The sequence below is a fragment of the Mycobacterium sp. OTB74 genome, from assembly GCF_029892685.1.
GTDB lineage: Bacteria > Actinomycetota > Actinomycetes > Mycobacteriales > Mycobacteriaceae > Mycobacterium.
In genome coordinates this window covers 388,899-410,270 of sequence record NZ_JARXVD010000002.1, presented here as the reverse complement: position 1 = coordinate 410,270, position 21,372 = coordinate 388,899, and the positions used below count along the sequence as shown (strand labels likewise).

Genomic DNA, 21,372 nt, shown 5'->3' with positions numbered 1-21,372 from the left:
TGACGGGATCAGCTGCGGCGAACCCGTGCGGTAGCCATCCCCACCAATCCAGCGACCAGCATGCCCAACCACACCAGGTGCGCGGCGATCAACAGTCCCCGTCCGGACGCGCCGGGTGTAGACCCGCCCACTCGATACAGCGCAATGTCCTTGTCCCGGTAGGTTATCGGCAGTGACAACTCCGGCGCGTCGCCCTCCACCACAACCCAGCCCACCCCAGCGGAAGCCAGCTGAGCAGCCGACGCTCCGCGCAACAGCAGTCCTTGGACATTCCGCGCTCGGGCTCCTTCACCGGGCACCGTCCGCTCGCTGATCATCAGATCGCCCGTGGCCAGCACCTCGGCCGACACCCAGCGTGGTAACGGGTCCAACGCAGGAGCTGTTCCGGCCCAAGGGAATTGGCGAATCACATCAGGTGGCAGCGCCGCGACCGGTCGTGGATCGGCATTGATCTGGGCCGCAACCGCATACCAACCAGCCGGATAGTGCACCGATCGAACTTGGCCGCCCACGCCCCAGGCCAGGTCGGGCAGTCCTGCCAAGACCGCGATGCAGCAGAGCGCAGCAGCGAAAGTCGCTGGCAGCCAACGCCGTAGCACCTTTACTGCGGCCGCGCCGGTCACCGCATAGCCTGGCATTGCCAGCGCCACCCACTTCTGTCCGTCGCGCAGTACGCCGGTTCCCGGCGCCAGCCGGATCACCCAATCCAGGAATGAAGACCCGGCGTCGGTCGCCAGCAGTGCCGGCAACACCACCGCACAAACCGCCATCACCAGTAGTGGCCGAGCCCGCGAACTCCAGGCCCGACGCCAACCGCACGCCACCACGATCAGCAGTGCCGCCGTCCCCACCGCAGCGAGAAGCGTTGTGCGGGAGGCCGGTACCGCAGCGGAATTCCAGATGCCGCCCAGCCCGGCCAGGCTGCCCAGCGTCCCCAGCCCGGGTTCGGCGCGGGCCGCGAAGGCCAACACCCCGGCGCTGGCGACCGGCAACACGGACTTGGCCACCACCGTCGCCACCAACCACGGCAGGGCAGCAGCCACCGAAGTCGCCAGAACCACCCAAACAGACCGCCAAGTCCGGCAGCACACCAGCGCCACGATGGCCGCAAGGAGCAATCCGGTCGGCGTCAGCCCCGCCAAAGCAATCCAAAACACGAGATTTGTGCACGTTTTGGTGCGCTCAGCGCCAGAAATCGTGCACAAATCGCGAAGACGCAACGCCGCAACCGCGACCCAGGGCAGGCAGCCGTAGCCGACCAGCAGACTCCAGTGCCCCTGCAACAGCCGCTCGGCGACATAGGGATTCCACACGGCCACGGTCACAGCCACCAGCTGTCCACCAAGACCGGCGTCGACAACCCAAGCAGCCAGCCGCGCCGCACCCCAGCCGGCCAGCCAGATCCCCAGGATCAGCAGGACCTTGACCACCACGCCGCCGTCGACCACGTGCGACAGCACGGCCACCAGGAAATCCTGCGGCAGTGCCCGTGGCGCGGATTCGGACAAACCCAGCGCGAAGTCCGAAAGATACGACCGCGGCGTCGAAACCGCATCACGCAGCAGCAGGTATCCGGGCGCCAGTAGCGGCGCCGTCACTGCGAGCGTCAGCCCCAGCGCGTACAGCGCTGGCAGGGCACGACGAAAAACGATCAGATCCGGTCCGGTGGCAGATCGCTTGGACGCTGGGTCGGCAGCTTCTCGGTCTTCGCCTCGGCGGCCGGCATCGGTCCAGAATCCATCTCACGTCGGCCGAAGAAGCCGTGCCCGGCAGCGTCGAGACCCGGGTCGATCAGGGCGGCTTGTGACCGCAGGCCGTAGACGCCAAGCAACGCACCGCCAACCAGGGTCACCAGACCCAGCCCGCCGAATGTGATCGGCAGAATCCGGCCCCACAGAGCCAGCCGGTCGCGCTCACCATGGGCACTGGCCACCTGCGACTCGACCGTCTGCTCGGTAGAGGTCACGGTGTAGTCGGCGAACGGCACCTCAGGCTTGAGCGGATCCCGGGAGTAGTAGTGGAACCCGTGGTCCTTCTGTTTGATGATGGTGCCGGACACCGGATCCACCCAGTAGGTGCGCTGCGCCGCGTAGTAGCGCTGCATGGTGATCTGCTCTTCGGGGTCGGCGGACTGCACACCCCACAGTGAGGCGCGGGCGGTCACCGAGCTGTCTTCGTCCCTGTCATACAGCGAGGCGTACTTGATCGGCTCAACGAGCTTGTTGTCGGCGTCATACCCGACGTTCTGGGTGAACTTGAAGGCGCTGAGCCCGTTGATGTCCTCTTCACCCTCGTAGTTGGCGTCGTATGCCTTCTGCGCGATGGGGTCGAAGACCTGGTAGGTCTTCTTCTCCGTGTTGAACGGGAACCGGTACGTCAGCCCCTGATGCGGCAGCGCGACGTTGGTCGGCGGGTTCTGGTCCTCGATGGTCCGAGGCTTCTGCACCGAGCCGGTCGCGCCGGACACCGCCATAGCCGTCCTGCGGTTCATGGTCACGGTGTCGACCAGTGCCAGCAACAGGCCGTTGTCCTGTTGCTTGTCGGTGCGTCGCACCGTGCTGCCGACCTGCAGTGTCACCACGTCGGCGTTGGCCGGCGACTCGACGCTGATCTGCTGCTGCATAGCCAGCGGAACGTTCTTGTTGATGACGAACTTCTCGCCGAGCAGCGACGCCGGGTCCAGCGCAGTACCGGTGCCGTTACTGACCAACGTGGTGTCGATATCCAACGGCACCTTGGCAATTCTGCCCGAGGTGTAGGTAGTCAACAGCAGAGCGGCGATCAGTAGGGCGGCACCAAGCCCCAACAAGACGCAGGCCGCGATACGCGGCCCAACGGCGCGGTTCAAACCGTGCTCCTTACTTCCTCTGCCAGCCACATAGCAATCCGACTGACCCTAACAGTCGAAGGTAAGGCTGACGCTCAGAGTCGAGTCCGGGGCCTGAGTGGAGGACAGCCTAGGGTGGCCGGTTCGGCCGAACGCGTTTCGACCGGCACACTGGAGCACGTGCAGCATGCAGGAATCGGCGATCAGGTGAGTGGCACCCGCAGCTTCCTGCCCGCTGTGGAGGGCATGCGAGCCGCGGCCGCCATGGGCGTGGTGCTGACTCACGTGGCGTTCCAGACCGGCAACAGCAGTGGCTGGTACGGCCGCTTGTTCACCCGCTTCGACCTGGCTGTGGCGGTGTTCTTCGCACTGTCGGGTTTCCTGCTGTGGCGTGGCCATGCGGCCGCGGCCCGCGGTCTGCGACGCCGGCCGCCGACGGGGCACTATCTGAGGTCCCGGCTGGTCCGGATCATGCCCGCGTACGTGGTCGCCGTTGTGGTGATCCTCACGCTGCTGCCCGACGCCGATGCGGACCTGACGGTGTGGCTGGCCAACCTGACGCTGACCCAGGTGTACGTGCCGTTGACCCTGACCTCGGGGCTGACACAGATGTGGAGCCTGGCCGTCGAGGTCAGCTTTTACCTGGTGCTGCCCATCCTCGCTTTGCTGGCGCGGCAACTGCCGGTGCGAGCACGGATCCCGACGATCGCGCTGCTGGGGGTGGCCAGCTTCGCCTGGCCGGCGTTGCCCTGGCATCTGCCGTTCGGGGTCAACCAGATGAACTGGTTGCCGGCGTTGTTCTCCTGGTTCGCCGCCGGAATGCTGCTGGCGGAACTGACCGTGGAGCCGGTCGGCTGGGCGCACCGGCTGGCGCGTCGTCGTTGGGTGTTGGCGGCCATCACTGCCGTCGCGTTCGTCATCGCCGCAACGCCGCTGGCCGGCAACATCGGCCTGGCCCCGGGCACTGTCAGCCAGGTGGTGGTGAAGACCTCGATGGGTGCGGTGGTTGCCGGCAGCCTGCTGGCTCCGCTGGTGCTCGATGCCCCGGGCACGTCGCACCGAATTCTCGGCAGCACCGTCATGGTGACGTTGGGCCGCTGGTCCTACGGGTTATTCATCTGGCACCTGGCTGCCCTGGCCATGGTGTTCCCGGTGATCGGTGAGTTCCCCTTCAACGGGCACATGCCGACTGTGCTGACGCTGACGCTGCTGTTCGGATGGGCGATCGCCGCGGTCAGCTACGCACTGATCGAGTCCCCCTGCCGGGAAGCGTTGCGCCGCTGGGAGTTGCGAAAATCCCGTGGTGTGCCAACACCTTTGGACAGCTCGATCACTGATCTTCCGGAGCCGGTCCCTGCTCGCTGAGCAGTGACACCGCGACCGTCGTCACCGAGATCAGCGCCAGTAATTGCACGCGCCACGAATGGCCGATGTAGCCGTCGACGGAACGCCACGGATACACGCTGAGCACCGCGCCGGCGATGATCAAACCTCCGGCCGCGGCCCCCACCGTCCAGGCGTTCAGCCACCGCGGCCGGGTCCGCAGCAGATGCCACACACCGATACCGGCAGCCACCACCGCAGCACCGACCGCACCGGCCACCAGTGCTCCGAAGCCGAGCAGGACGGTAATCACCACGGCCCGCGGCGGCTGCCAGGGGCGTGGCGGCGGGTCATCCGGGCTGCGACGGCGTGCCGGCAGGAGCGCCAGCAGTGCCAGGACGGGTAATAGCGCCAGGCCCCCGAACAACGCGATTCGATACGGCGTGTTCAAGGCGAAGGTCAGCGTGATGGTCCCGGACGTCCCGGCCGGCAGCACCCAACCCTGCTGCCAGCCATTGACCGTCACGGGATTGAGGGTTACCCCGTTGGCGGTGTGGGCGGTCCAACCGGGGTTGACACTCTCGGGCACCACCAGGACCCGCTGCACCGGAGACTGCGGCGCCTGGAGTTCCCGATGGTCGGCGGTCCACTGCTCGACGTGCGCAGGTGTGGTTGTCGCACTGGACAATTGAGTCGACGATGCAGTGAGGCGGGCACCGATGACGGTGAAGTCCGGTCCGGGACTGATCACCAACTCCTGCTGTCCGGCAGGTAGGTTCAGCGGTCCCGACTGACACGGCTGCGCGGTGATGGGCTGTCCGTCCAGCAGTGCACCGACGGTGGTGTGCACCGAGGTCTGTAGGAACTGCCCGGCGATCGCGACGATCGGACCGCGCCCGCAGGGCAGCGTGATCTCACGCCGCCGGTTGGTGGCGTCATCGGCCGGTGCGATCGGTGCCCCGTGCGAGTCCAGCACGCTGACCTCGGCCAGGCCGGGTGGTTTGACCTGATCGAATCCCAGTGCGGTGCGGTCGATCACGTCGCGCCAGTCCAGGATCGACAGCTTTACGGTGTCGGTCGAGGCCGGCTTGAGTGACAGGGTCTGCGGACCGTCACCGGTGAGCCGGCGGACCTGAGGTCCGCTACCGAGGTCGACGGCCACCAGTGTCGGATGAGCGGGCAGTTCCGATTGACTCGGTGAAAGGCGCAGTCCGGCAACGGTTGTCGTGGATGGCAGCTTCACAGTCAGGTTGGCAGCGGTGCGGAACTGCACGATGTTCTGCGGGGCCACCCACGCGGTGCGGGGGTCGCCGTCGGTGGCCGCATAGGCCGAGCCGGCGACGTCGATGACGTCGGCCTCGCCGATGGCCCGCGTGGTGCCCGGCTGGTGGACCAGGTCTGCCAGGTGCGGCCCTTGTCGCGGCTGCACCCACACAGTCGGCGTCACCGTGGTCGGCGTGGGCACCGTCAGCGTGCGGCTCATGTTCACCGGCTCCTCGGGAGCCTCAGCCATGGTCGCGGCGCACCGAACTCCGTTGTGACTATCGGCGCAACCCGGCCGGCCCAGCTGGTCGCTGCCCAAATCCCATTGGGCCACAGCTGATCCCGCGGGCGGTCCGGGTACATCGACGGTGTGCCGCAAGCTCACCGGATGGGCAAAGCCCGACGCGTCGTACTGCGTAAAGGAGAAATCGGTGATGCCGAACTGCACGCCCAGGCTGCCGTCGTCGGTACCGGTTGCGGTGAATCGCACCCAGGAGGACTCGCCGTAGGGAAGGGCCGCGGTCAGCGGCTTTCCGGGTTGGTCGAACCGAATTGTGCTGGTGCCGTGCGCAGTTGACACCTCGATGCGACGCACCTGGGCACCCACTGCTGTCGCGCTCGGGGTCAGCGTGACGGTAGCATTGGTGATCGGATGGTCGAAGTCGACCTGAAGCCATTGCCCCACAGCCGATTGCAGCGAGTTGGACACCCAACTTGTGGACGGGTCGCCGTCAATGGCCGCAGCCGGGCCGGCCGCGGTAGCCACATTGGGCAGTGCCGTGGAGTCCGACGACGAACTCGAGGTGGTGATCCGCCCACCCGGCCACTGTCCGAACACGGTGTCGGCGCCGGGACTTGGGTAGTCCATGACCCGGTTATAGGTGCGTCGCGGGTCGCCGGGTGCGCGGATCGCCGACGAGTGGTCGTCCACCCGTCCGTAGTCGGTTTCTCTGGCCAACGGCGTGTCGGTGACGGTGACGAGGGGGACCGGTAGCTCCGCACGCTGCGCATCGGCTGTCAAAAGCATTGGGCCCAAGGGCTTTTCACCCATGAGACGACGACGTTCGTCGAGCCGCAACAAGGCCTCTGGTCCGCCGTCGACACGGGCCATGGCCTCGGTGTCGGCAAGGTAGGGGCCGGTGGTGCCAGAGATGTCCACTCGATAGATCTCGACCGCCGGGTAGCGCGGACGCAGGCCGCTGTCGGCGATGAAACCGGGGACCTTGCCCGGGCCGACCGGGTCGCCGAACTGGGCCACCTTGGTCAGTCCCGGTGAACCCTCGATCGCTCGGTGTGCGAGCAGCGGACGGGCTGACCGGGAGTTGTCGGGGTCCAGGTCGTTGCGCAAAACCACAAACGAAATGCCTTGTCGGGCAAGGGTGTCAGCCAACCCCGCCGACGGTCGGCCCGTGGCGAACAGGCGCTGCACCGAATCCAGTGCACGGATGGTCTCCGGCGGGGTCAGCGGAATCGAGTCGCGCACACCCCATGGGCCATGGCTGAGCACCTGTAGCGGTTCGTCATGTGTGTTGCCCCATACCTGGTTGGCGAACGGCGCACCCGGGGCCACCAGTACGCGGCCCGGATGGTCGGCGCTGTGGGCGTCCAGCCAGTCGGCGGTCTGGTGCCAGTACGGCGGAATAGCCCGGAACGCACCGGGCGCGGCCAGGCGCCCGGTCCAGGCCAGCGAGCTGCCCGCGACCAACGCGGTCAGCAGCACCATCGCCACCGCTACGCGTTTGTCCCGCTCCGGATGGGCGAACGCATTCAGCCAATCGCGCCGCGCAGCGGTACCCGGCAGCGGCAGTCGGCCCAGCAGGTGGGCCAGGCCCAAGGTCAACGGCAGCCGCAGTATGGGATCGAGCTTGTGCACGTTGCGCAGCGGGGTGCCGCCGGCATCGAGAAACACCTGAACCTGGTGGGCCACCGGAGAACCGAGCCCGCCCGAATAGGCCACCGCCAGCAGGCCCAACCCGACCAGCAGCGTGGTGATCAGCCGACCGCGCGCGGGCATGGTCGGCATGGCCAGACCGGCCAGGCCACCGGCGGCCACCAACGTCGTAGCCAGAACCGCCACCGAACCGGTGACCAGTGAGGACCCCGCGGTGGCGTTCGTGGCGACGAACGCGGTCCAACCGTAGGTGCCGCGCAGCACCTCGGTCAGTGACAGCCACCGGGTGGTGACGCCCGAGGATTCGATGAAGTCCAGGAACGGTGGGCTGATCCGGCCGAGCAGCACCAGCGCCACCGCCCACCACAGCACGGCCAGCAGAGTGCACCCGAACCACCACGCGGTGAATCGCCACCACAGCCGGTTGGGGCGGTGCGCGGCCCACCAGAGGATCGCGGCCAGACACCCGGTCAGGGTCGCGACCGCGTTGACCGCACCCATCAGTGCGACGGCCACCGCCGAGCGCGCAGCCAGCATTCGAACCCGAGGATCCCCGCGAAACACAAGGATCACCGGCAGCAGTACCCACGGCGCCAGCATCATGGGCAGGGTTTCCGACGAGATCGCGCCCAGCGTCGTCAGCACTCGCGGGGACAGGGCGCACGCCAGCGCTCCGATGACACGGGACGAGGTACTGCCGATACCTAATGCTTCGGCCACCCGCAGCAGCCCCCAGAACCCGACGACCAGCAGCAGCGCCCACCAGAGCCGCTGCGTCACCCAACCGGGCAGCCCGAGGACGTCACCAATCAGAAAGAACGCGCCGTGCGGGAAGAGGTAGCCGTACGCCTGGTTCTGGGACTGCCCGAACGGCAGGTCGCTGCTCCAGAGATCGGCTGCCCGCGCCAGGAAACGCGCGGGATTAGCGGTGAGATCGAGTTTGGTGTCTGGCGAGACCCGGCCCGGTGACTGGGCGAACGTCAGGACCAGTGCGGCCGCGCTGACGACCCACAACCAGCGCCGCGACAGCGGCGCGGCGGATTCAGGTGCGATTGCCGTATTCGACGCGGTTGAGCACCGATGACGCTGGATCGCCCGATTGCAGCGTCGGCTTGGTGTCTTGCTGCAGCATCAGCGTGGTTCCGAAGACCGCTGCCGCACCGAGCAGCAGACCGACCACGATGCTGGCTCCGGCGGGCACGAGGTAGCGGTCCATGCGGCTCAAACTAGCACGATCCGTCGTGCGGCCCCGGTGACCGGTTAGGCTCGAAACCCATGTTCCTGCCCCGCGCTCTCGGCGTACTGACATTGGTGTCCGGTTTGTTGGCCGGTTGCTCACAGTCCACCAACCATCCCGCGGCGCCGACTTCGCCGAGTGGTCAGGCCGCTACGACCAAGCAGATGGCGCCGCCCAGTGCGCCCCCGTGCGACCCGCAGGCGTTGATCGGCAAGCTGACGCTGCGCCAGGAGCTCGCACAGTTGCTGATGGTGGGGGTCAAGGACTCGGCCGATGCCCGTGCGGTGGTCGCTAACCAAGAGGTGGGCGGCATATTCATCGGCAGCTGGACCGACCTGTCGATCTTCGACGACGGCACCCTGCCAGCGCTGCAGGCCGAAGGCGCGCTGCCGTTGGCGGTCAGCGTGGACGAAGAGGGCGGCCGGGTCTCGCGGCTGAAGAAGCGGATCGGGACGCAGGACTCGCCGCGGGTGTTGTCGCAGACCCAGACACCTGAGCAAGTTCACGACATCGCCAGGGACCGTGGCGTCAAGATGAAGAGCATGGGCATCACCATCGACCTGGCACCGGTGACCGATGTCACCGACGAGCCGGATGACGCGGTGATCGGTGACCGGTCGTTCGGTTCGACGCCGGACCAGGTGACCAAGTTCGCCGGCGCTTACGCCCAGGGGCTGCGCGACGCCGGGCTGTTGCCGGTGCTCAAGCATTTCCCGGGCCACGGGCACGGGTCGGGCGACTCGCACACCGCCGGCGTGGTGACGACGCCGCCGCTGGATGAGCTGAAGACCAACGACATGGTCCCGTACCGGACGCTGGCCACCCAGGCGCCGGTTGCGGTGATGGTCGGGCACTTGGAAGTGCCGGGCCTGACCGGTGATGACCCGGCCAGCCTCAGCAAGCCTGCCTACGACCTGTTGCGGCACGGCTGGGACGGCGGACCGCCTTTCAGTGGGGTCATCTTCACCGACGATCTGTCCAGCATGGCCGCCATCAACGAGCGGTACGGCGTGGCTGCGGCCGTGCTGAAGGCGTTGCAGGCGGGTGCGGATATCGCGTTGTGGGTGACCACCGACGAGGTGCCCGCAGTGCTGGATGGGTTGGAAAAGGCAGTCAATGCCGACGAACTGGACCGGGGCCAGGTCGATCGGTCGTTTGTGCGCGTGGCCACGATGAAGGGCCCGAGCACCAAATGTGTGAGGTGATCTGATGGCAGGTGGAACCAAGCGGCTGCCCCGGGCCGTTCGCGAACAACAGATGCTCGACGCCGCCGTGCAGATGTTCTCGATCAACGGCTATCACGAAACGTCCATGGATGCGATCGCGGGACAAGCCGAGATCTCCAAGCCGATGCTGTACCTGTACTACGGCTCCAAGGAAGAACTGTTCAGCGCGTGCCTGGATAGGGAGTTGAACCGCTTCGTCGAGACCGTCCGCGGCGACATCGATTTCACGCTGACTCCGCGCGAACTACTGCGCAATGCAGTGCTCTCGTTCATGAACTACATCGACGTGAATCGGGCGTCCTGGATCGTGCTGTACACGCAGGCCACCAGCTCGCAAGCATTCGCGCACACCGTGCGTGAGGGTCGAGACCGGATCATCGATCTGGTCGCCCGCCTGCTCAGCGCGGGCACCCGAAACCCCGACCCGGACAGCGACTTCGAGATGATGGCCGTGGCGCTGGTGGGGGCCGGTGAGGCCATCGCCACGCGCGTCAGCGCGGGTGACACCTCGGCCAACGATGCCGCCGAGCTGATGATCAACCTGTTCTGGCGCGGCCTGAAGGGCAGGCGCGCCGAAGCTGGTTCTATCCCCGCCCAAACGGACGTATCGGCCGATTTGTCCGACTAGATCCGGCCATTTCGTCGATCTCGGTGTGGGTCAAGGCTGAATGTTGGCTTGCGTTCGAAAATCAGCAGGTCATCGAACACAAGCCAACACTCGTCGTTAGGAAATAGTCCCGGTCAGGTGCGGATAACCCTTCGACAGGTTGCGCAGAGCCAGACCCCACCCCTCGGGGGTCTGCTCGACGTACAACCCGACCTTGGCCGGCAACAGAATCGGCTTGCCGAACTTCACCGAGTACTGCACCGTGTCTGGCAGCTGTCCTTCGATGTTCGCCAGAACCGCTGCAGCACTGAACATTCCGTGTGCAATAGCGGTCGGGAAGCCGAACAGTTTGGCGCCGATCGAACTGGTGTGGATCGGGTTGTGGTCCCCACCGACGTCGGCGTAGTGCCGAATCTGGCCTGGCGTGATGCTCAGAATCGCGTTGGGCGGCGGCAGCTTTGGCGCCTTGGCCGGTTCCGGCTTCGGCTCGTCGGACAGGCTGGTGCGCTGCTGGTGCAGGAACGTCGTGACCTGGCTCCACACCAGATCGTTGCCCACCTTGATGTCGGTGACCAGATCGACGAGCAGGCCCTTGCGATGCTCCCGCAGGTTCTCCGCGTGCACCGCGACGTCCAGCACATCGGTTACCTTGACGGGCCGGTGCTGGGTGATGTGGTTCTCGGTGTGCACCGAACCCATTGCAGCAAAAGGAAAGTCAAACCCAGTGACCAGCGACATCATGGTCGGGAAGGTCAACGCGAACGGGTAGGTCAGCGGCACCGTGTCGCCGAACCGGAGCCCGGTGACGGCGGCATATGCGGCCACGTTGGCTGGGTCGATGCGCAGACCGGACACCGTCGCGGTGCGGGTTGGCAAGGAATCGCCGCGTGACACGAACGGCAGCGCACCCGCCACCGCCCGTGCCATGTTCAAAAGACCATTCGGTTGTGCCATCAGTGCCCCTTGCTCTTCGCGCAAGCGCTCATCGTCACGCCCCCAGAAGGGCCTGGCCGCAGACCCGAATCGTGTTGCCGGTCACCGCATTTGACGCGGGGCTGGCGAAGTACGCGATCAGCTCGGCGACGTCTACGGGCAGCCCGCCCTGGAACAGCGAGTTGAGCCGACGGCCCACCTCGCGGGTGGCCAGCGGGATGGCGTCGGTCATCTTGGTCTCGATGAAGCCAGGCGCGACGGCGTTGATGGTCACGCCCTTCTCGGCGAAAACCGGTGCGAGTGCATCGGTCATGCCGATCATGCCGGCCTTGGTGGCGGCGTAATTGGTCTGGCCGCGGTTGCCGGCGATACCGGCCATGGAGGACAAGCCGACCACTCGGCCGCCGGAACCGATGGTGCCGCCCGCCACCAAGCCCTGAGCAAGCCGTTGCGGGGCAAGCAGATTCACCGCGATCACCGAGTTCCAGCGCGCGTCGTCCATGTTGGCCAGCAGCTTGTCGCGGGTGATGCCGGCGTTGTTGATCAGGATGTCGGCCTTGCCGCCGTTGTGATCAGCGAAGTGCTCCGCAAGGTGTGCCACGATCTTCTCGACCGCGTCCTCGGCGGTGACGTCGAGCGTCAGCGCGGTGCCGCCGACAGCGGCGGCCGTCTCGAACAACGCGTCGGCGGCTGCCTCGACGTCGATGGCCACCACGGCGGCGCCGTCCCGGGCGAACACCCGGGCGATCTCGGCACCGATGCCGCGAGCAGCGCCGGTCACCAGTGCGACCTTGCCGGCCAGCGGCTTGTCCCAGTCGGCCGGGGCCTGTGCGTCGGCTGCGCCTACCCGGAAGACCTGGGCGTCGACGTAGGCCGACTTGCCCGACAACAGGAAGCGGACGGTGGACTCGATACCCGACGCGGCGGGCGCAGCGTCGGCCGACAGGTAGACCAGGCCGATGGTGGCGCCGCGCTGCAGTTCCTTGCCCAGTGAGCGGGTGAAGCCTTCCAGCGCGCGCTGGGCAATGTGCTCGTCGATGTTGCTGATCTCATCCGGCGTGGTGCCGACGACGACGACGCGGCTGTTGGCTGCCAGGTTGCGCAGCACCGGGGTGAAGAACTCGTGCAGCGCTTTGAGCTGTTCGGGCTTGGTGATTCCGGTGGCGTCGAACAGCAGCCCGCCGAACGAGTCGGCCCAGCGGCCGCCCACGTTGTTACCGACGATGTCGTAGTCGTCGGTAAGTGCGGCGCGCAGCGGCTCAGCGACGCGGCCCTCCCCGCCGATCAGCAGCGGGCCGGCCAGGGCCGGCTCGCCGGCCTTGTAGCGGCGCAGCGTCTGGGGCTGCGGCACACCGAGTTGCTTGGCCAGGAACGAACCCGGGCCAGAGGTCAGGAGTTGGGAGAGGACGTCAGCCACTGCGAGCCTTTCTGTGGGGCGTGTGTCGGGGACGAACTTACTCCGGAGTAAGAACCGTGGGTACTATGAGCTTCAATCGTCCATCCTGCCTTGTCAATTCCGCGCCAGAGAACTGGAGAAAACCGTGGCCGAAACCAACAGCCGACGCCGGGTAGCGATCCTCGGCGGTAATCGCATTCCCTTCGCACGATCCGACGGCGCCTATGCCAATGCCTCCAACCAGGACATGTTCACCGCCGCCTTGGACGGCCTGATCGACCGGTTCAACCTCAAAGGCGAACGCCTGGGCGCGGTCATCGGCGGCGCCGTGCTCAAGCACAGTCGCGACTTCAATCTGATCCGCGAATGCGTGCTGGGCACCTCGCTTTCGCCCTACACCCAGGCATTCGATCTGCAGCAGGCCTGCGGCACCGGTCTGCAGTCGGCCATCGCCGCAGCCGACGGCATCGCGGCCGGCCGCTATGAGGCGGCCGCTGCCGGTGGTGTGGACACTGCCTCGGATGCGCCCATCGCCTTCGGCAACGACCTGCGCCGCGTGGTGCTGGGTGTGCGCCGGGCCAAGTCCAACGTCGACCGGCTCAAACTGGTCGGTAAGCTGCCCGCCGCAGTGGGCGTCGAAATCCCGGTCAACAGTGAGGCCCGCACCGGCTTGTCGATGGGGGAACACGCCGCCATCACCGCCAAGGAGATGGGCATCAAGCGGGTTGACCAGGATGCGCTGGCCGCCGCCAGCCACCAGAACATGGCCGCTGCGTACGACCGCGGCTTCTTCGATGACCTGGTCACCCCGTTCCTGGGTCTGTATCGGGACAACAACCTGCGCGCAGATTCATCGACCGAAAAGCTGGCCAAGCTCAAGCCCGTCTTCGGGGTCAAGCTGGGCGACGCCACCATGACCGCCGGCAACTCGACCCCGCTCACCGACGGCGCGTCGGTGGCGCTGCTGTCGTCCGAAGAGTGGGCCGCCGAGCGCGACATCCCGGTGCGGGCCTACTTCGTCGACTCGGAGACCGCAGCGGTCGACTACGTCAACGGCTCCGATGGTCTGCTGATGGCGCCGACCTATGCAGTGCCGCGACTGTTGGCGCGCAACGGCTTGAAGCTGCAGAACTTCGATTTCTACGAGATTCACGAGGCATTCGCCTCCGTGGTGCTGGCCACGCTGACGGCCTGGGAGTCCGACGACTACTGCAAGAACAAGCTCGGCCTGGACGGTGCGCTGGGGGCAATCGACCGGTCCAAACTCAACGTCAACGGCTCGTCGCTGGCTGCGGGGCACCCGTTCGCCGCGACCGGTGGGCGCATCGTGGCCCAGCTGGCCAAGCAACTCGCCGAGAAGAAGAAGGAGACAGGACAGCCGGTGCGCGGCCTGATCTCCATCTGCGCCGCCGGCGGGCAAGGCGTGACTGCGATTTTGGAGGCGTGATTCGCACCAATTTTCAGTGCGTTTGAGACCGGTGTAACGCCCGGCGGACGCGCAGCGATACCCCAAGTGCCCCGCGTTGCTATCCGACCCCCCCGACCTGGCAAGCAACGCGGGGCTCTTACGTCTTTACTCGAGCATCGACGCCAGCACCGGGACATGACTGTGCGCGACGTCCCGGTTCGCGGTTACCAGGGTGACCGGACGCAGCGCCCGTAGCTGCTCGAGCGCCGGATCGGTCTCCAGCTCCTCGCGGTACCGCGCGGCGAAGTCGTCGTACTGATCCGGGTTGTGGTGATACCAAGTGCGCAACTCGCTGGACGGCGCGACGGTCGGCATCCAGGTGCCCACCCGCGGATCGTCCTTGCGAATTCCTCTGGGCCACAACCGGTCTACCAATACCCGGGCCGGCTGAGCAGGGTCGATCGGGTCGTACACCCGGGCAGTGGGGATCATCTCGGGTCCTTTTGTGCCGCATCGGGTCCGCCCGCCGGGGCGAACAAGCTGCCCCTGACGCTGCCGCGCAACGTGCGCACCGCCACCAGAGTCCACGTGGACAGCAGGCAGACGTAGGTGACCACGGCGGCCACCCGAAATGACGGTAACCCCGTGTGCAAGGCCAGTTGTGAGGTTCCGGTGACGAATGTGCCGACCGGGAAGGTCAGACTCCACCAGGTCAACGCGAACGGCATGCCTCGACGCATCGTGCGCACCGTCAACGCGGTGGCAATGCTGATCCACAGCACCGCGAAACCCCACACCGGCACACCGAACAGCACAGCGAAAACGTTCATCCCGGAAGCCAATTCGGGTGTCACGGCCATTGCCGCCACCGAGCCCAACAGGCCCGCCGCGGTGATGCCCTGTCCCAGCGGCCCGAGCACGATCCACAGCGTCGGCACCCGGGCCGAACCCGAGGTGCCGTAGTGCGCCAGCCGGCTCCAGATCAGGGTGATGATCACCAGCGCCGCGACCAGGGACAGACCGAACATGGCGAAGCAGCCGTAGAACATGGTGGTGCGACCGGTGCCTGGTGCCATATGCGGGATCAGCATGGCGCCCGTGGCCGCCGAGACCATCGGCGGCACCACCGGCATCAGCCAGCCGCCGAACGCTGCGTCCGGGCTGACCTCCAGCTGGGTGAACATCAGGTACGGGATGCTCATCGCGGTGAACAGGCCGCCGACCGTGCCCGCGGTCCACAGCACCCAGTCCAGGTCCACTGCCAGGCGCTGGCCGATCAGGTCCCGGCCGACCAGCACGGCACCGGCCCCGACGGTCAGCAGGGCCATTGGCGCTGCCCCGTAGAAATGCGCCATCTGCGGATTACGGACCTGGCCGCGGGCCACCGTGGGATGCCGGATCCATTGCACCGCCACCGCGATAAGCAAGACCACCAGCAGTGCCGAGGCGATCACCCAGACCACCTCGGTGAACGCCCGCAGCCCGGGTAACTGGACTGGCAGCGTCGCCGCTGCGGTGGCCACAATGCCGGTGCCCATCACCGAGGCGAACCAGTTGGGTCCGAGGTACTGCAGCCGGGCCGTTTCTGCGGTGGCGCTACTCACGCACGATCCGCCTTCGCTACTCGCTGAGTACTCACGCGCCGTCCGCCTTCGCTAGTCGCTGACTGTTCATGGTTCGATACTCAGAGGTGACTCAGACCTGTCTGAAGGAGCGTCTCATGCAGATCAGCATTTTCGGTTCGTTGAGCGGCCTCAGTTCCCCGGTCGACGACACGATCGCATTCCTCGCCCAGCTGCGCGACGAGGGTTTCCGCCGGGTCTGGTTCGCCCAGATGCCTTATGAGCCGGACCTTCTCACGGTTCTGGCCGTCGCCCTACACCAGGTCGACGGCATCGAAGCGGGCACCGGCGTGCTGCCCATCCAGAATCAACACCCGATGCTGCTGGCGCAGCGCGCGCTGACCATCAGCAAGATGTCCGGCGGGCGACTGCTGCTCGGACTCGGTATGACGCATCAGGCCGTCACCGAGGGCATGTGGGGAATCCCGTGGGACAAGCCGGTGCGCCGACTGGGCGAGTACCTCGACGGACTGCTGCCACTGCTGGCCGGCGAGCAGGTCAACGCCACCGGTGAGACAGTGACCGCGCGGGGCTCGCTGATGATTCCCGGTGCACCGAACCCACCGGTGTACATCGCCGCGCTGGGCCCACAGCTGTTGAAGATCGCCGGGCGTCGCACTGCGGGCACGGTGACCTGGATGACCGGGCCGAAAACCCTGGGTGGTCACATCGGCCCGACCCTGCGCCAAGCCGCAGCCGATGCAGGCCGGCCTGACGCGGTGCGTGTCGTGGCGGCCATCCCGATCTCGGTCACCGACGACGTCGACGCTGCTCGTAAACAAGCCGCCGAACAGTTCGCCATGTACGGGCACCTGCCGTCGTACCGCGCCATGCTTGACCGCGAGGGCTACGCCGGCCCCGAGGACGTCGCGATCATCGGTGATGAACAGACAGTCCGGGACCGGCTTGCCGAACTGAAGGCCGCCGGCGTCGATGAATATGTCGGTGTGACATTCGACCCCGATGCCGAGGGTCGCGCCCGGACCCGCGCGGTGCTCAAGCCCCTCGATTCTTAGTGAGTTTGGCAAGCCGAGTTTGGCAAGCCTTCGATTGCTAGCGGATTTGCGCTCGGGCGCATAGCGTTTCGGTTATGGCGAGGTTGTCGCACCCGGCCGAGCCCCACGGCGGTTCGGTCTCGTCCAGGCTGAATTGGTTGCGCGCAGGTGTCCTCGGCGCCAACGATGGCATCGTCTCGACAGCGGGCATCGTGGTCGGTGTTGCTGCCGCGACGGTCGAGCGCGGTCCTATCTTCACCGCCGGCGTGGCCGGTCTGGTTGCGGGTGCGGTGTCGATGGCGCTGGGCGAGTACGTGTCGGTAAGCACCCAGCGAGACACCGAACGTGCGCTGCTGGCCAAGGAGCGCCGCGAACTGCACGAGGACCCTGAGGCTGAACTCGACGAGCTGGCCGGACTTCTGGAAGGCCGAGGTCTGTCGGTAGCGACGGCCCGCACCGCAGCCAAGGAACTGACCGATCACGATGCGTTCGCCGCGCACGCAGCGGTCGAATTGGGTATCGCGCCAGGCGATCTGGCCAACCCGTGGGCAGCAGCGGCGTCATCGGCCCTCTCGTTCACGGCAGGTGCCTTGTTGCCGTTGGTCGCGATCCTGTTGCCGCCAGTGTCGTTGCGGGTGCCGGTGACCATGGCTGCAGTGCTCTTGGCACTGGCCCTCACTGGGGTGCTGTCCGCCCGATTGGGCGGTGCTCCCGCAGGGAAAGCTGTGGCGCGCAACGTGATTGGTGGCGCACTGGCGCTGGCGACCACCTACCTGATCGGTGACCTGGTAGGCGGTCTGGTCACCTGACCCCGGCTCAGTTCGCGGATTCGACTGGGGGAACTTTAATTTCGCGACGCAGCAGTTTCCCGGTCGGCCCCTTGGGCAGGGCATCGACGAACCAGATGCGGCGCGGGTACTTGTACGCGGCCACCTGACCCTTGACGTACTCGCGCAAGGCGTCGGCATCGGCGGTGGCGCCCGGTTTGAGGGTGACGGCGGCGCCGACCTCCTCGCCGAGCGTTTCGTGCGGCATGCCGACGACGACAGCTTCGGCGACGTCCGGATGTGAATACAGCACCTCTTCGACCTCACGTGGGTAGACATTGAAGCCGCCGCGAATGATCAGCACCTTCTTGCGGTCGACGATGTAGTAGTAGCCGTCTTCGTCGACCTTGCCGATGTCGCCGCTGGAGAACCAGCCCTCGGGATTGATCGCCTCGGCCGTGGCCTCGGGCAGGTTCCAGTAGCCCTTCATGATGTTGTGGCCACGAATCTGGATTTCGCCCGGTTCGCCTTGCGGTGCCGTTGTCCCGTCCTCCAAGACCACGCGCATCTCGACACCCTGCACCGGCGTGCCCACCGAACCGGCCTTGCGTGGCTTGTCCGGGTGGTTGAACGAGGCGACGGGGGAGGTCTCGGACAAGCCGTAGCCCTCGAGGATCGCGCAGCCGAAGACGTTCTCGAAGTCGCGGATCACCTGGACCGGGATGGCGGCACCGCCGGATGCGCACAGTCGCAGCGTGCTGACGGCCTTCTTGACCTTGTCCTCGGGCAGTTCGGCGGCGGCCGCGAGCAGTGCCGAGTACATGGTCGGGACGCCCTGGAAGATGGTGACGCCGTCGCGCTCGATCACCTGAAGGGCCTTGGCCGCATCGAACCTCGGGATCAGGGTCAGTGTGGCCCCGGCCAGGACTGCGCTGTTGAGGCCGCAGGTCAAGCCGAACACGTGGAAGAGCGGCAGGCAGCCCATGATGACGTCGTTGCCGTCGGTGCCGAACAGCGTCGTGATGCATACCTCGGCGTTGCGGCCCAGGCCCCCGTGGGTGAGTTCAGCGCCCTTGGGGTGACCGGTGGTGCCGGAGGTGTGCAGCACGACAGCGGTGTCGTTGTCGGCTCGTTCGGCTGCGCCGGCCCGCTCGGGCAGATCGGCGATCTGGGCCAGCAGGGTTTCGTCGTCGACCAGCTCGCAGATCGCGCCGGCGCGCTCAGCGCCTTCGCGTGCGGCGCCGGCGAACGCCGGGGTGGCGAACAGTACCTTGGCGCCGGTGTTCGACAGGTAGAACTCGATCTCCCGGGCGCTCAGCAACGGGTTCATGGGAACCGCTACGCCGCCGGCGCACATGGCGCCGTAGAACACGATGGCAAAAGCAGGTGTGTTGGGCAGCATGATGCCGACCCGGTCACCCACGCCGACGCCCAGCTGCCCCAGCAAGGTGGCCATTCGCGCTGCGGCGCGGTCGAACTCTTCGTAGGTGTATGTCTGATCATCGCACCGCAGGGCCACGAGGGCCGGGCTGCGTTGTGCCGCAGCGGTCAAGTTGTTGGCGAGGTTGGTCATATCTCAAGCATGATCCGCCGCCGCCGACGACGCGATAGTGACACGAACAACGCAGGTCCTTGCGAAATGTGATCGGCCACAAGCGGTGGTCAAAAACGAAGTGGCCCCCGGGATCAACCCAGGGGCCACTTCGTATGAGCGGTTCTTAGAAGGCAGCCTCTTCGAGGTCCATCACCTCGTTGTCGAGGGTGTCGATGACGGTGCGGGTGCTGGTCAGCAAAGGCAGCATGTTCTTGGCGAAGAACGACGCGGCCGCAACCTTGCCGTCGTAGTACGCCTTGTCGTCACCGGTGGCACCCGCGTCGAGACGCTCGATGGCTACGGCGGCCTCACGCTGCAGCAGCCAGCCGGTCAGCAAGTCGCCGACAGCCAACAGGAACCGCACCGAACCCAGACCCACCTTGTAGATGCTCTTGGGTTCCTCCTGCGCGGCCATCAGGTAGCCGGTCAGGGTGGCGGCCATGCCCTGGACATCCTCCAGCGCGGTGGCCAGCAGGGCGCGGTCGGCCTTCAGGCGTCCGTTGCCGGTCTCGTTCTTGATGAACGAGTCGATCTGGCCCGCGACGTAGGCCAGGGCCTGACCCTTGTCCCGAATGATCTTGCGGAAGAAGAAGTCCTGCGCCTGGATGGCGGTGGTGCCTTCGTACAGCGAGTCGATCTTGGCGTCGCGGATGTACTGCTCGATCGGGTAGTCCTGCAAGAAGCCGGAGCCACCGAAGGTCTGCAGGCTCTCGGTCAGCTTGGCGTAGGCGGTCTCCGAACCGAAGCCCTTGACGATCGGCAGCAGCAGGTCGTTGACCCGCATCGCCATGTCGGCGTCCAGGTCGTGCAGGGCCTTGGCGACCTCGGCGTCCTGGAAGGTGGCGGTGTACATGTAGACCGCACGCATGCCCTCGGCGTAGGCCTTCTGGGTCATCAGCGAGCGGCGCACGTCCGGGTGGTGCGTGATGGTCACGCGCGGTGCGGCCTTGTCCGTCATCTGGGTCAGGTCGGCACCTTGCACGCGCTCTTTGGCGTAGGCCAGAGCGTTCAGGTAGCCGGTCGACAGTGTGGCAATAGCCTTGGTGCCCACCATCATTCGAGCCTGCTCGATGACGTCGAACATCTGCGCGATGCCGTTGTGGACCTCGCCGACCAGCCAGCCCTTGGCGGGCGTGCCGTGCTGGCCGAAGGTCAGCTCGCAGGTGGTCGAGACCTTCAGGCCCATCTTATGCTCGACGTTGGTGACGAAGACGCCGTTGCGCTCGCCCAGCTCGCCGGTCTCATGGTCGAAGTGGAACTTCGGCACGAAGAACAGCGACAGGCCCTTGGTACCGGGGCCGGCGCCCTCGGGGCGGGCCAAAACCAGGTGGTAGATGTTCTCGAACATGTCGTCGGCCTCGGCGGAGGTGATGAACCGCTTCACGCCGTCGATGTGCCAGGAGCCGTCTTCCTGCTTGATGGCTTTGGTGCGGCCGGCGCCGACGTCCGAACCTGCGTCGGGCTCGGTGAGCACCATGGTGGCGCCCCAGTTCCGGTCCGCACAGATGGCGGCCCACTTCTTCTGCTCATCGGTGCCGTTGTGCGCGAAGATCTGCGCGAAGCCGGCGCCGCCGGCGTACATCCACACCGCGGGGTTGGCGCCAAGGATGTGCTCGTTGAGTGCCCACAACAGAGCCTTGGGGGCGGGCACGCCGCCGAGCTCCTCGCTGAGTGACACCTTGTTCCAGCCGCCGTCGATGGTCACGGCCACCGACTTCTTGAACGACTCGGGGAGTTTCACCGTGTGGGTCTTGGGGTCGAAGATCGGGGGGTTGCGGTCGCCATCGGCGAACGACTCGGCGACCGGGCCCTCTGCCAGCCGGGCCATCTCGCTGATCATTTCCTTGGCGGTGTCGGCGTCCAGGTCCTCGAACGAACCTGCGCCCAACGCCTTGTCGAGACCGAGGACGTCGAACAGGGTAAACACCTGGTCACGGACATTGCTCTTGTAGTGGCCCACTTTTCCTCCTTGATAAGAACGCCACTTGCGGTTGGGTACTCGGAATAAGTTACCCACCAGTAACTGCCCGGAACTATACCGCTCGGTAACTTCATCGCAAAGCTGTTGTGAGCAAATCTTCTGCAGCTAACCGACCAGGTGGTTGGGCGGGGCTGCTAGAGATCCAATTTACGCCTACTGACCTGCAGTTTAGCCATGATGTGACGTCCGCCACCGGAAACTTTTGACAGGCGGGAAACGCGGTTCAGATGGGGTATGTGGGGCAGGTGTTGCTTTCAACGGGACTGCGATTTTTGGCGCGAAATCATCGAAATCGCGCCAAA

The 21,372-nt window shown here is 66.2% G+C and carries 16 protein-coding genes; 6 read left to right on the top strand and 10 right to left on the bottom strand.

Annotation, left to right across the window (positions count from 1 at the left end):
• Positions 1 to 8 precede the first annotated feature (8 nt).
• Both M2432_RS05030 and M2432_RS05025 read right to left on the bottom strand, forming a co-directional pair.
• On the bottom strand, positions 9 to 1,634 hold the full coding sequence (locus tag M2432_RS05030; protein WP_280825760.1) for a hypothetical protein: 1,626 nt from the start codon (positions 1,632 to 1,634) through the stop codon (positions 9 to 11).
• A gap of 17 nt (positions 1,635 to 1,651) precedes the next feature.
• Positions 1,652 to 2,848 (bottom strand): DUF3068 domain-containing protein, encoded by a 1,197-nt coding sequence (locus tag M2432_RS05025; RefSeq protein ID WP_280825642.1) that lies wholly within the window; start codon positions 2,846 to 2,848, stop codon positions 1,652 to 1,654.
• 225 nt (positions 2,849 to 3,073) lie between these two features.
• On the opposite strand from M2432_RS05025, the gene M2432_RS05020 reads away from it, so the two are divergent.
• Entirely contained in the window at positions 3,074 to 4,192 is a 1,119-nt protein-coding gene (locus M2432_RS05020; protein WP_280825759.1) for an acyltransferase, read from the top strand.
• Here M2432_RS05020 and M2432_RS05015 read toward each other — a convergent pair.
• On the bottom strand, positions 4,158 to 8,318 hold the full coding sequence (locus tag M2432_RS05015; RefSeq protein ID WP_280825641.1) for an alpha-(1->3)-arabinofuranosyltransferase family protein: 4,161 nt from the start codon (positions 8,316 to 8,318) through the stop codon (positions 4,158 to 4,160). The two genes, M2432_RS05020 and M2432_RS05015, sit on opposite strands and share 35 nt — an antisense overlap.
• Positions 8,319 to 8,346: 28 nt before the next feature.
• On the bottom strand, positions 8,347 to 8,520 hold the full coding sequence (locus M2432_RS05010) for a DUF2613 domain-containing protein (RefSeq protein ID WP_280825640.1): 174 nt from the start codon (positions 8,518 to 8,520) through the stop codon (positions 8,347 to 8,349).
• A gap of 59 nt (positions 8,521 to 8,579) precedes the next feature.
• Here M2432_RS05010 and M2432_RS05005 point away from each other — a divergent pair, with 59 nt between their 5' ends.
• Both M2432_RS05005 and M2432_RS05000 read left to right on the top strand, forming a co-directional pair.
• On the top strand, positions 8,580 to 9,746 hold the full coding sequence (locus M2432_RS05005; protein ID WP_280825639.1) for a glycoside hydrolase family 3 N-terminal domain-containing protein: 1,167 nt from the start codon (positions 8,580 to 8,582) through the stop codon (positions 9,744 to 9,746).
• Between the two features lie 4 nt (positions 9,747 to 9,750).
• Positions 9,751 to 10,395 (top strand): TetR/AcrR family transcriptional regulator, encoded by a 645-nt coding sequence (locus M2432_RS05000; protein WP_280825638.1) that lies wholly within the window; start codon positions 9,751 to 9,753, stop codon positions 10,393 to 10,395.
• 96 nt (positions 10,396 to 10,491) lie between these two features.
• Here the strand turns inward: M2432_RS05000 and M2432_RS04995 are convergent, their stop codons facing one another.
• Both M2432_RS04995 and M2432_RS04990 read right to left on the bottom strand, forming a co-directional pair.
• Positions 10,492 to 11,331, bottom strand: coding sequence for a MaoC/PaaZ C-terminal domain-containing protein (locus tag M2432_RS04995; protein ID WP_280825758.1), 840 nt, complete (start codon positions 11,329 to 11,331; stop codon positions 10,492 to 10,494).
• Positions 11,332 to 11,362: 31 nt separating this feature from the next.
• Positions 11,363 to 12,724 carry a 3-oxoacyl-ACP reductase gene (locus M2432_RS04990; protein WP_280825637.1) on the bottom strand — a complete coding sequence of 454 codons (1,362 nt, stop codon included), beginning with the start codon at positions 12,722 to 12,724 and terminating at the stop codon, positions 11,363 to 11,365.
• A 124-nt stretch (positions 12,725 to 12,848) separates the two neighbouring features.
• On the opposite strand from M2432_RS04990, the gene M2432_RS04985 reads away from it, so the two are divergent.
• Positions 12,849 to 14,150 carry an acetyl-CoA C-acetyltransferase gene (locus M2432_RS04985; protein ID WP_280825636.1) on the top strand — a complete coding sequence of 434 codons (1,302 nt, stop codon included), beginning with the start codon at positions 12,849 to 12,851 and terminating at the stop codon, positions 14,148 to 14,150.
• Positions 14,151 to 14,276: 126 nt separating this feature from the next.
• Here M2432_RS04985 and M2432_RS04980 read toward each other — a convergent pair whose 3' ends face one another.
• A complete protein-coding gene (locus M2432_RS04980; protein ID WP_280825635.1) occupies positions 14,277 to 14,603 on the bottom strand; it encodes a DUF488 family protein in 327 nt (108 codons plus the stop codon).
• On the bottom strand, positions 14,600 to 15,715 hold the full coding sequence (locus tag M2432_RS04975; protein WP_280825634.1) for a TDT family transporter: 1,116 nt from the start codon (positions 15,713 to 15,715) through the stop codon (positions 14,600 to 14,602). The genes M2432_RS04980 and M2432_RS04975 overlap by 4 nt, the downstream gene beginning before the upstream one ends.
• Before the next feature lie 116 nt (positions 15,716 to 15,831).
• Between M2432_RS04975 and M2432_RS04970 the strand changes: the two genes are divergently transcribed.
• Positions 15,832 to 16,749, top strand: a complete 918-nt coding sequence (locus M2432_RS04970) for a TIGR03564 family F420-dependent LLM class oxidoreductase (RefSeq protein ID WP_280825633.1) — start codon at positions 15,832 to 15,834, stop codon at positions 16,747 to 16,749.
• 74 nt (positions 16,750 to 16,823) lie between these two features.
• The gene (locus M2432_RS04965) at positions 16,824 to 17,537 is read left to right on the top strand and encodes a VIT family protein (RefSeq protein ID WP_280825632.1); all 714 of its coding nucleotides are present in this window, start codon (positions 16,824 to 16,826) and stop codon (positions 17,535 to 17,537) included.
• A gap of 7 nt (positions 17,538 to 17,544) precedes the next feature.
• Here M2432_RS04965 and M2432_RS04960 read toward each other — a convergent pair whose 3' ends face one another.
• A complete protein-coding gene (locus M2432_RS04960; RefSeq protein ID WP_280825631.1) occupies positions 17,545 to 19,068 on the bottom strand; it encodes a long-chain fatty acid--CoA ligase in 1,524 nt (507 codons plus the stop codon).
• A 145-nt stretch (positions 19,069 to 19,213) separates the two neighbouring features.
• On the bottom strand, positions 19,214 to 21,049 hold the full coding sequence (locus tag M2432_RS04955; protein ID WP_280825630.1) for an acyl-CoA dehydrogenase: 1,836 nt from the start codon (positions 21,047 to 21,049) through the stop codon (positions 19,214 to 19,216).
• Between the last annotated feature and the right edge of the window lie 323 nt (positions 21,050 to 21,372).

Excerpts from the sequence above, each read along its gene's own strand:
- M2432_RS04980 (WP_280825635.1), bottom strand. The coding sequence starts at position 14,603 with ATGATCCCCACTGCCCGGGTGTACGACCCGATCGACCCTGCTCAGCCG.
- M2432_RS04960 (WP_280825631.1), bottom strand. The coding sequence starts at position 19,068 with ATGACCAACCTCGCCAACAACTTGACCGCTGCGGCACAACGCAGCCCG.
- M2432_RS05020 (WP_280825759.1), top strand. The coding sequence starts at position 3,074 with ATGCGAGCCGCGGCCGCCATGGGCGTGGTGCTGACTCACGTGGCGTTC.
- M2432_RS05005 (WP_280825639.1), top strand. The coding sequence starts at position 8,580 with ATGTTCCTGCCCCGCGCTCTCGGCGTACTGACATTGGTGTCCGGTTTG.
- M2432_RS05000 (WP_280825638.1), top strand. The coding sequence starts at position 9,751 with ATGGCAGGTGGAACCAAGCGGCTGCCCCGGGCCGTTCGCGAACAACAG.
- M2432_RS05010 (WP_280825640.1), bottom strand. The coding sequence starts at position 8,520 with ATGGACCGCTACCTCGTGCCCGCCGGAGCCAGCATCGTGGTCGGTCTG.
- M2432_RS04970 (WP_280825633.1), top strand. The coding sequence starts at position 15,832 with ATGCAGATCAGCATTTTCGGTTCGTTGAGCGGCCTCAGTTCCCCGGTC.
- M2432_RS04965 (WP_280825632.1), top strand. The coding sequence starts at position 16,824 with ATGGCGAGGTTGTCGCACCCGGCCGAGCCCCACGGCGGTTCGGTCTCG.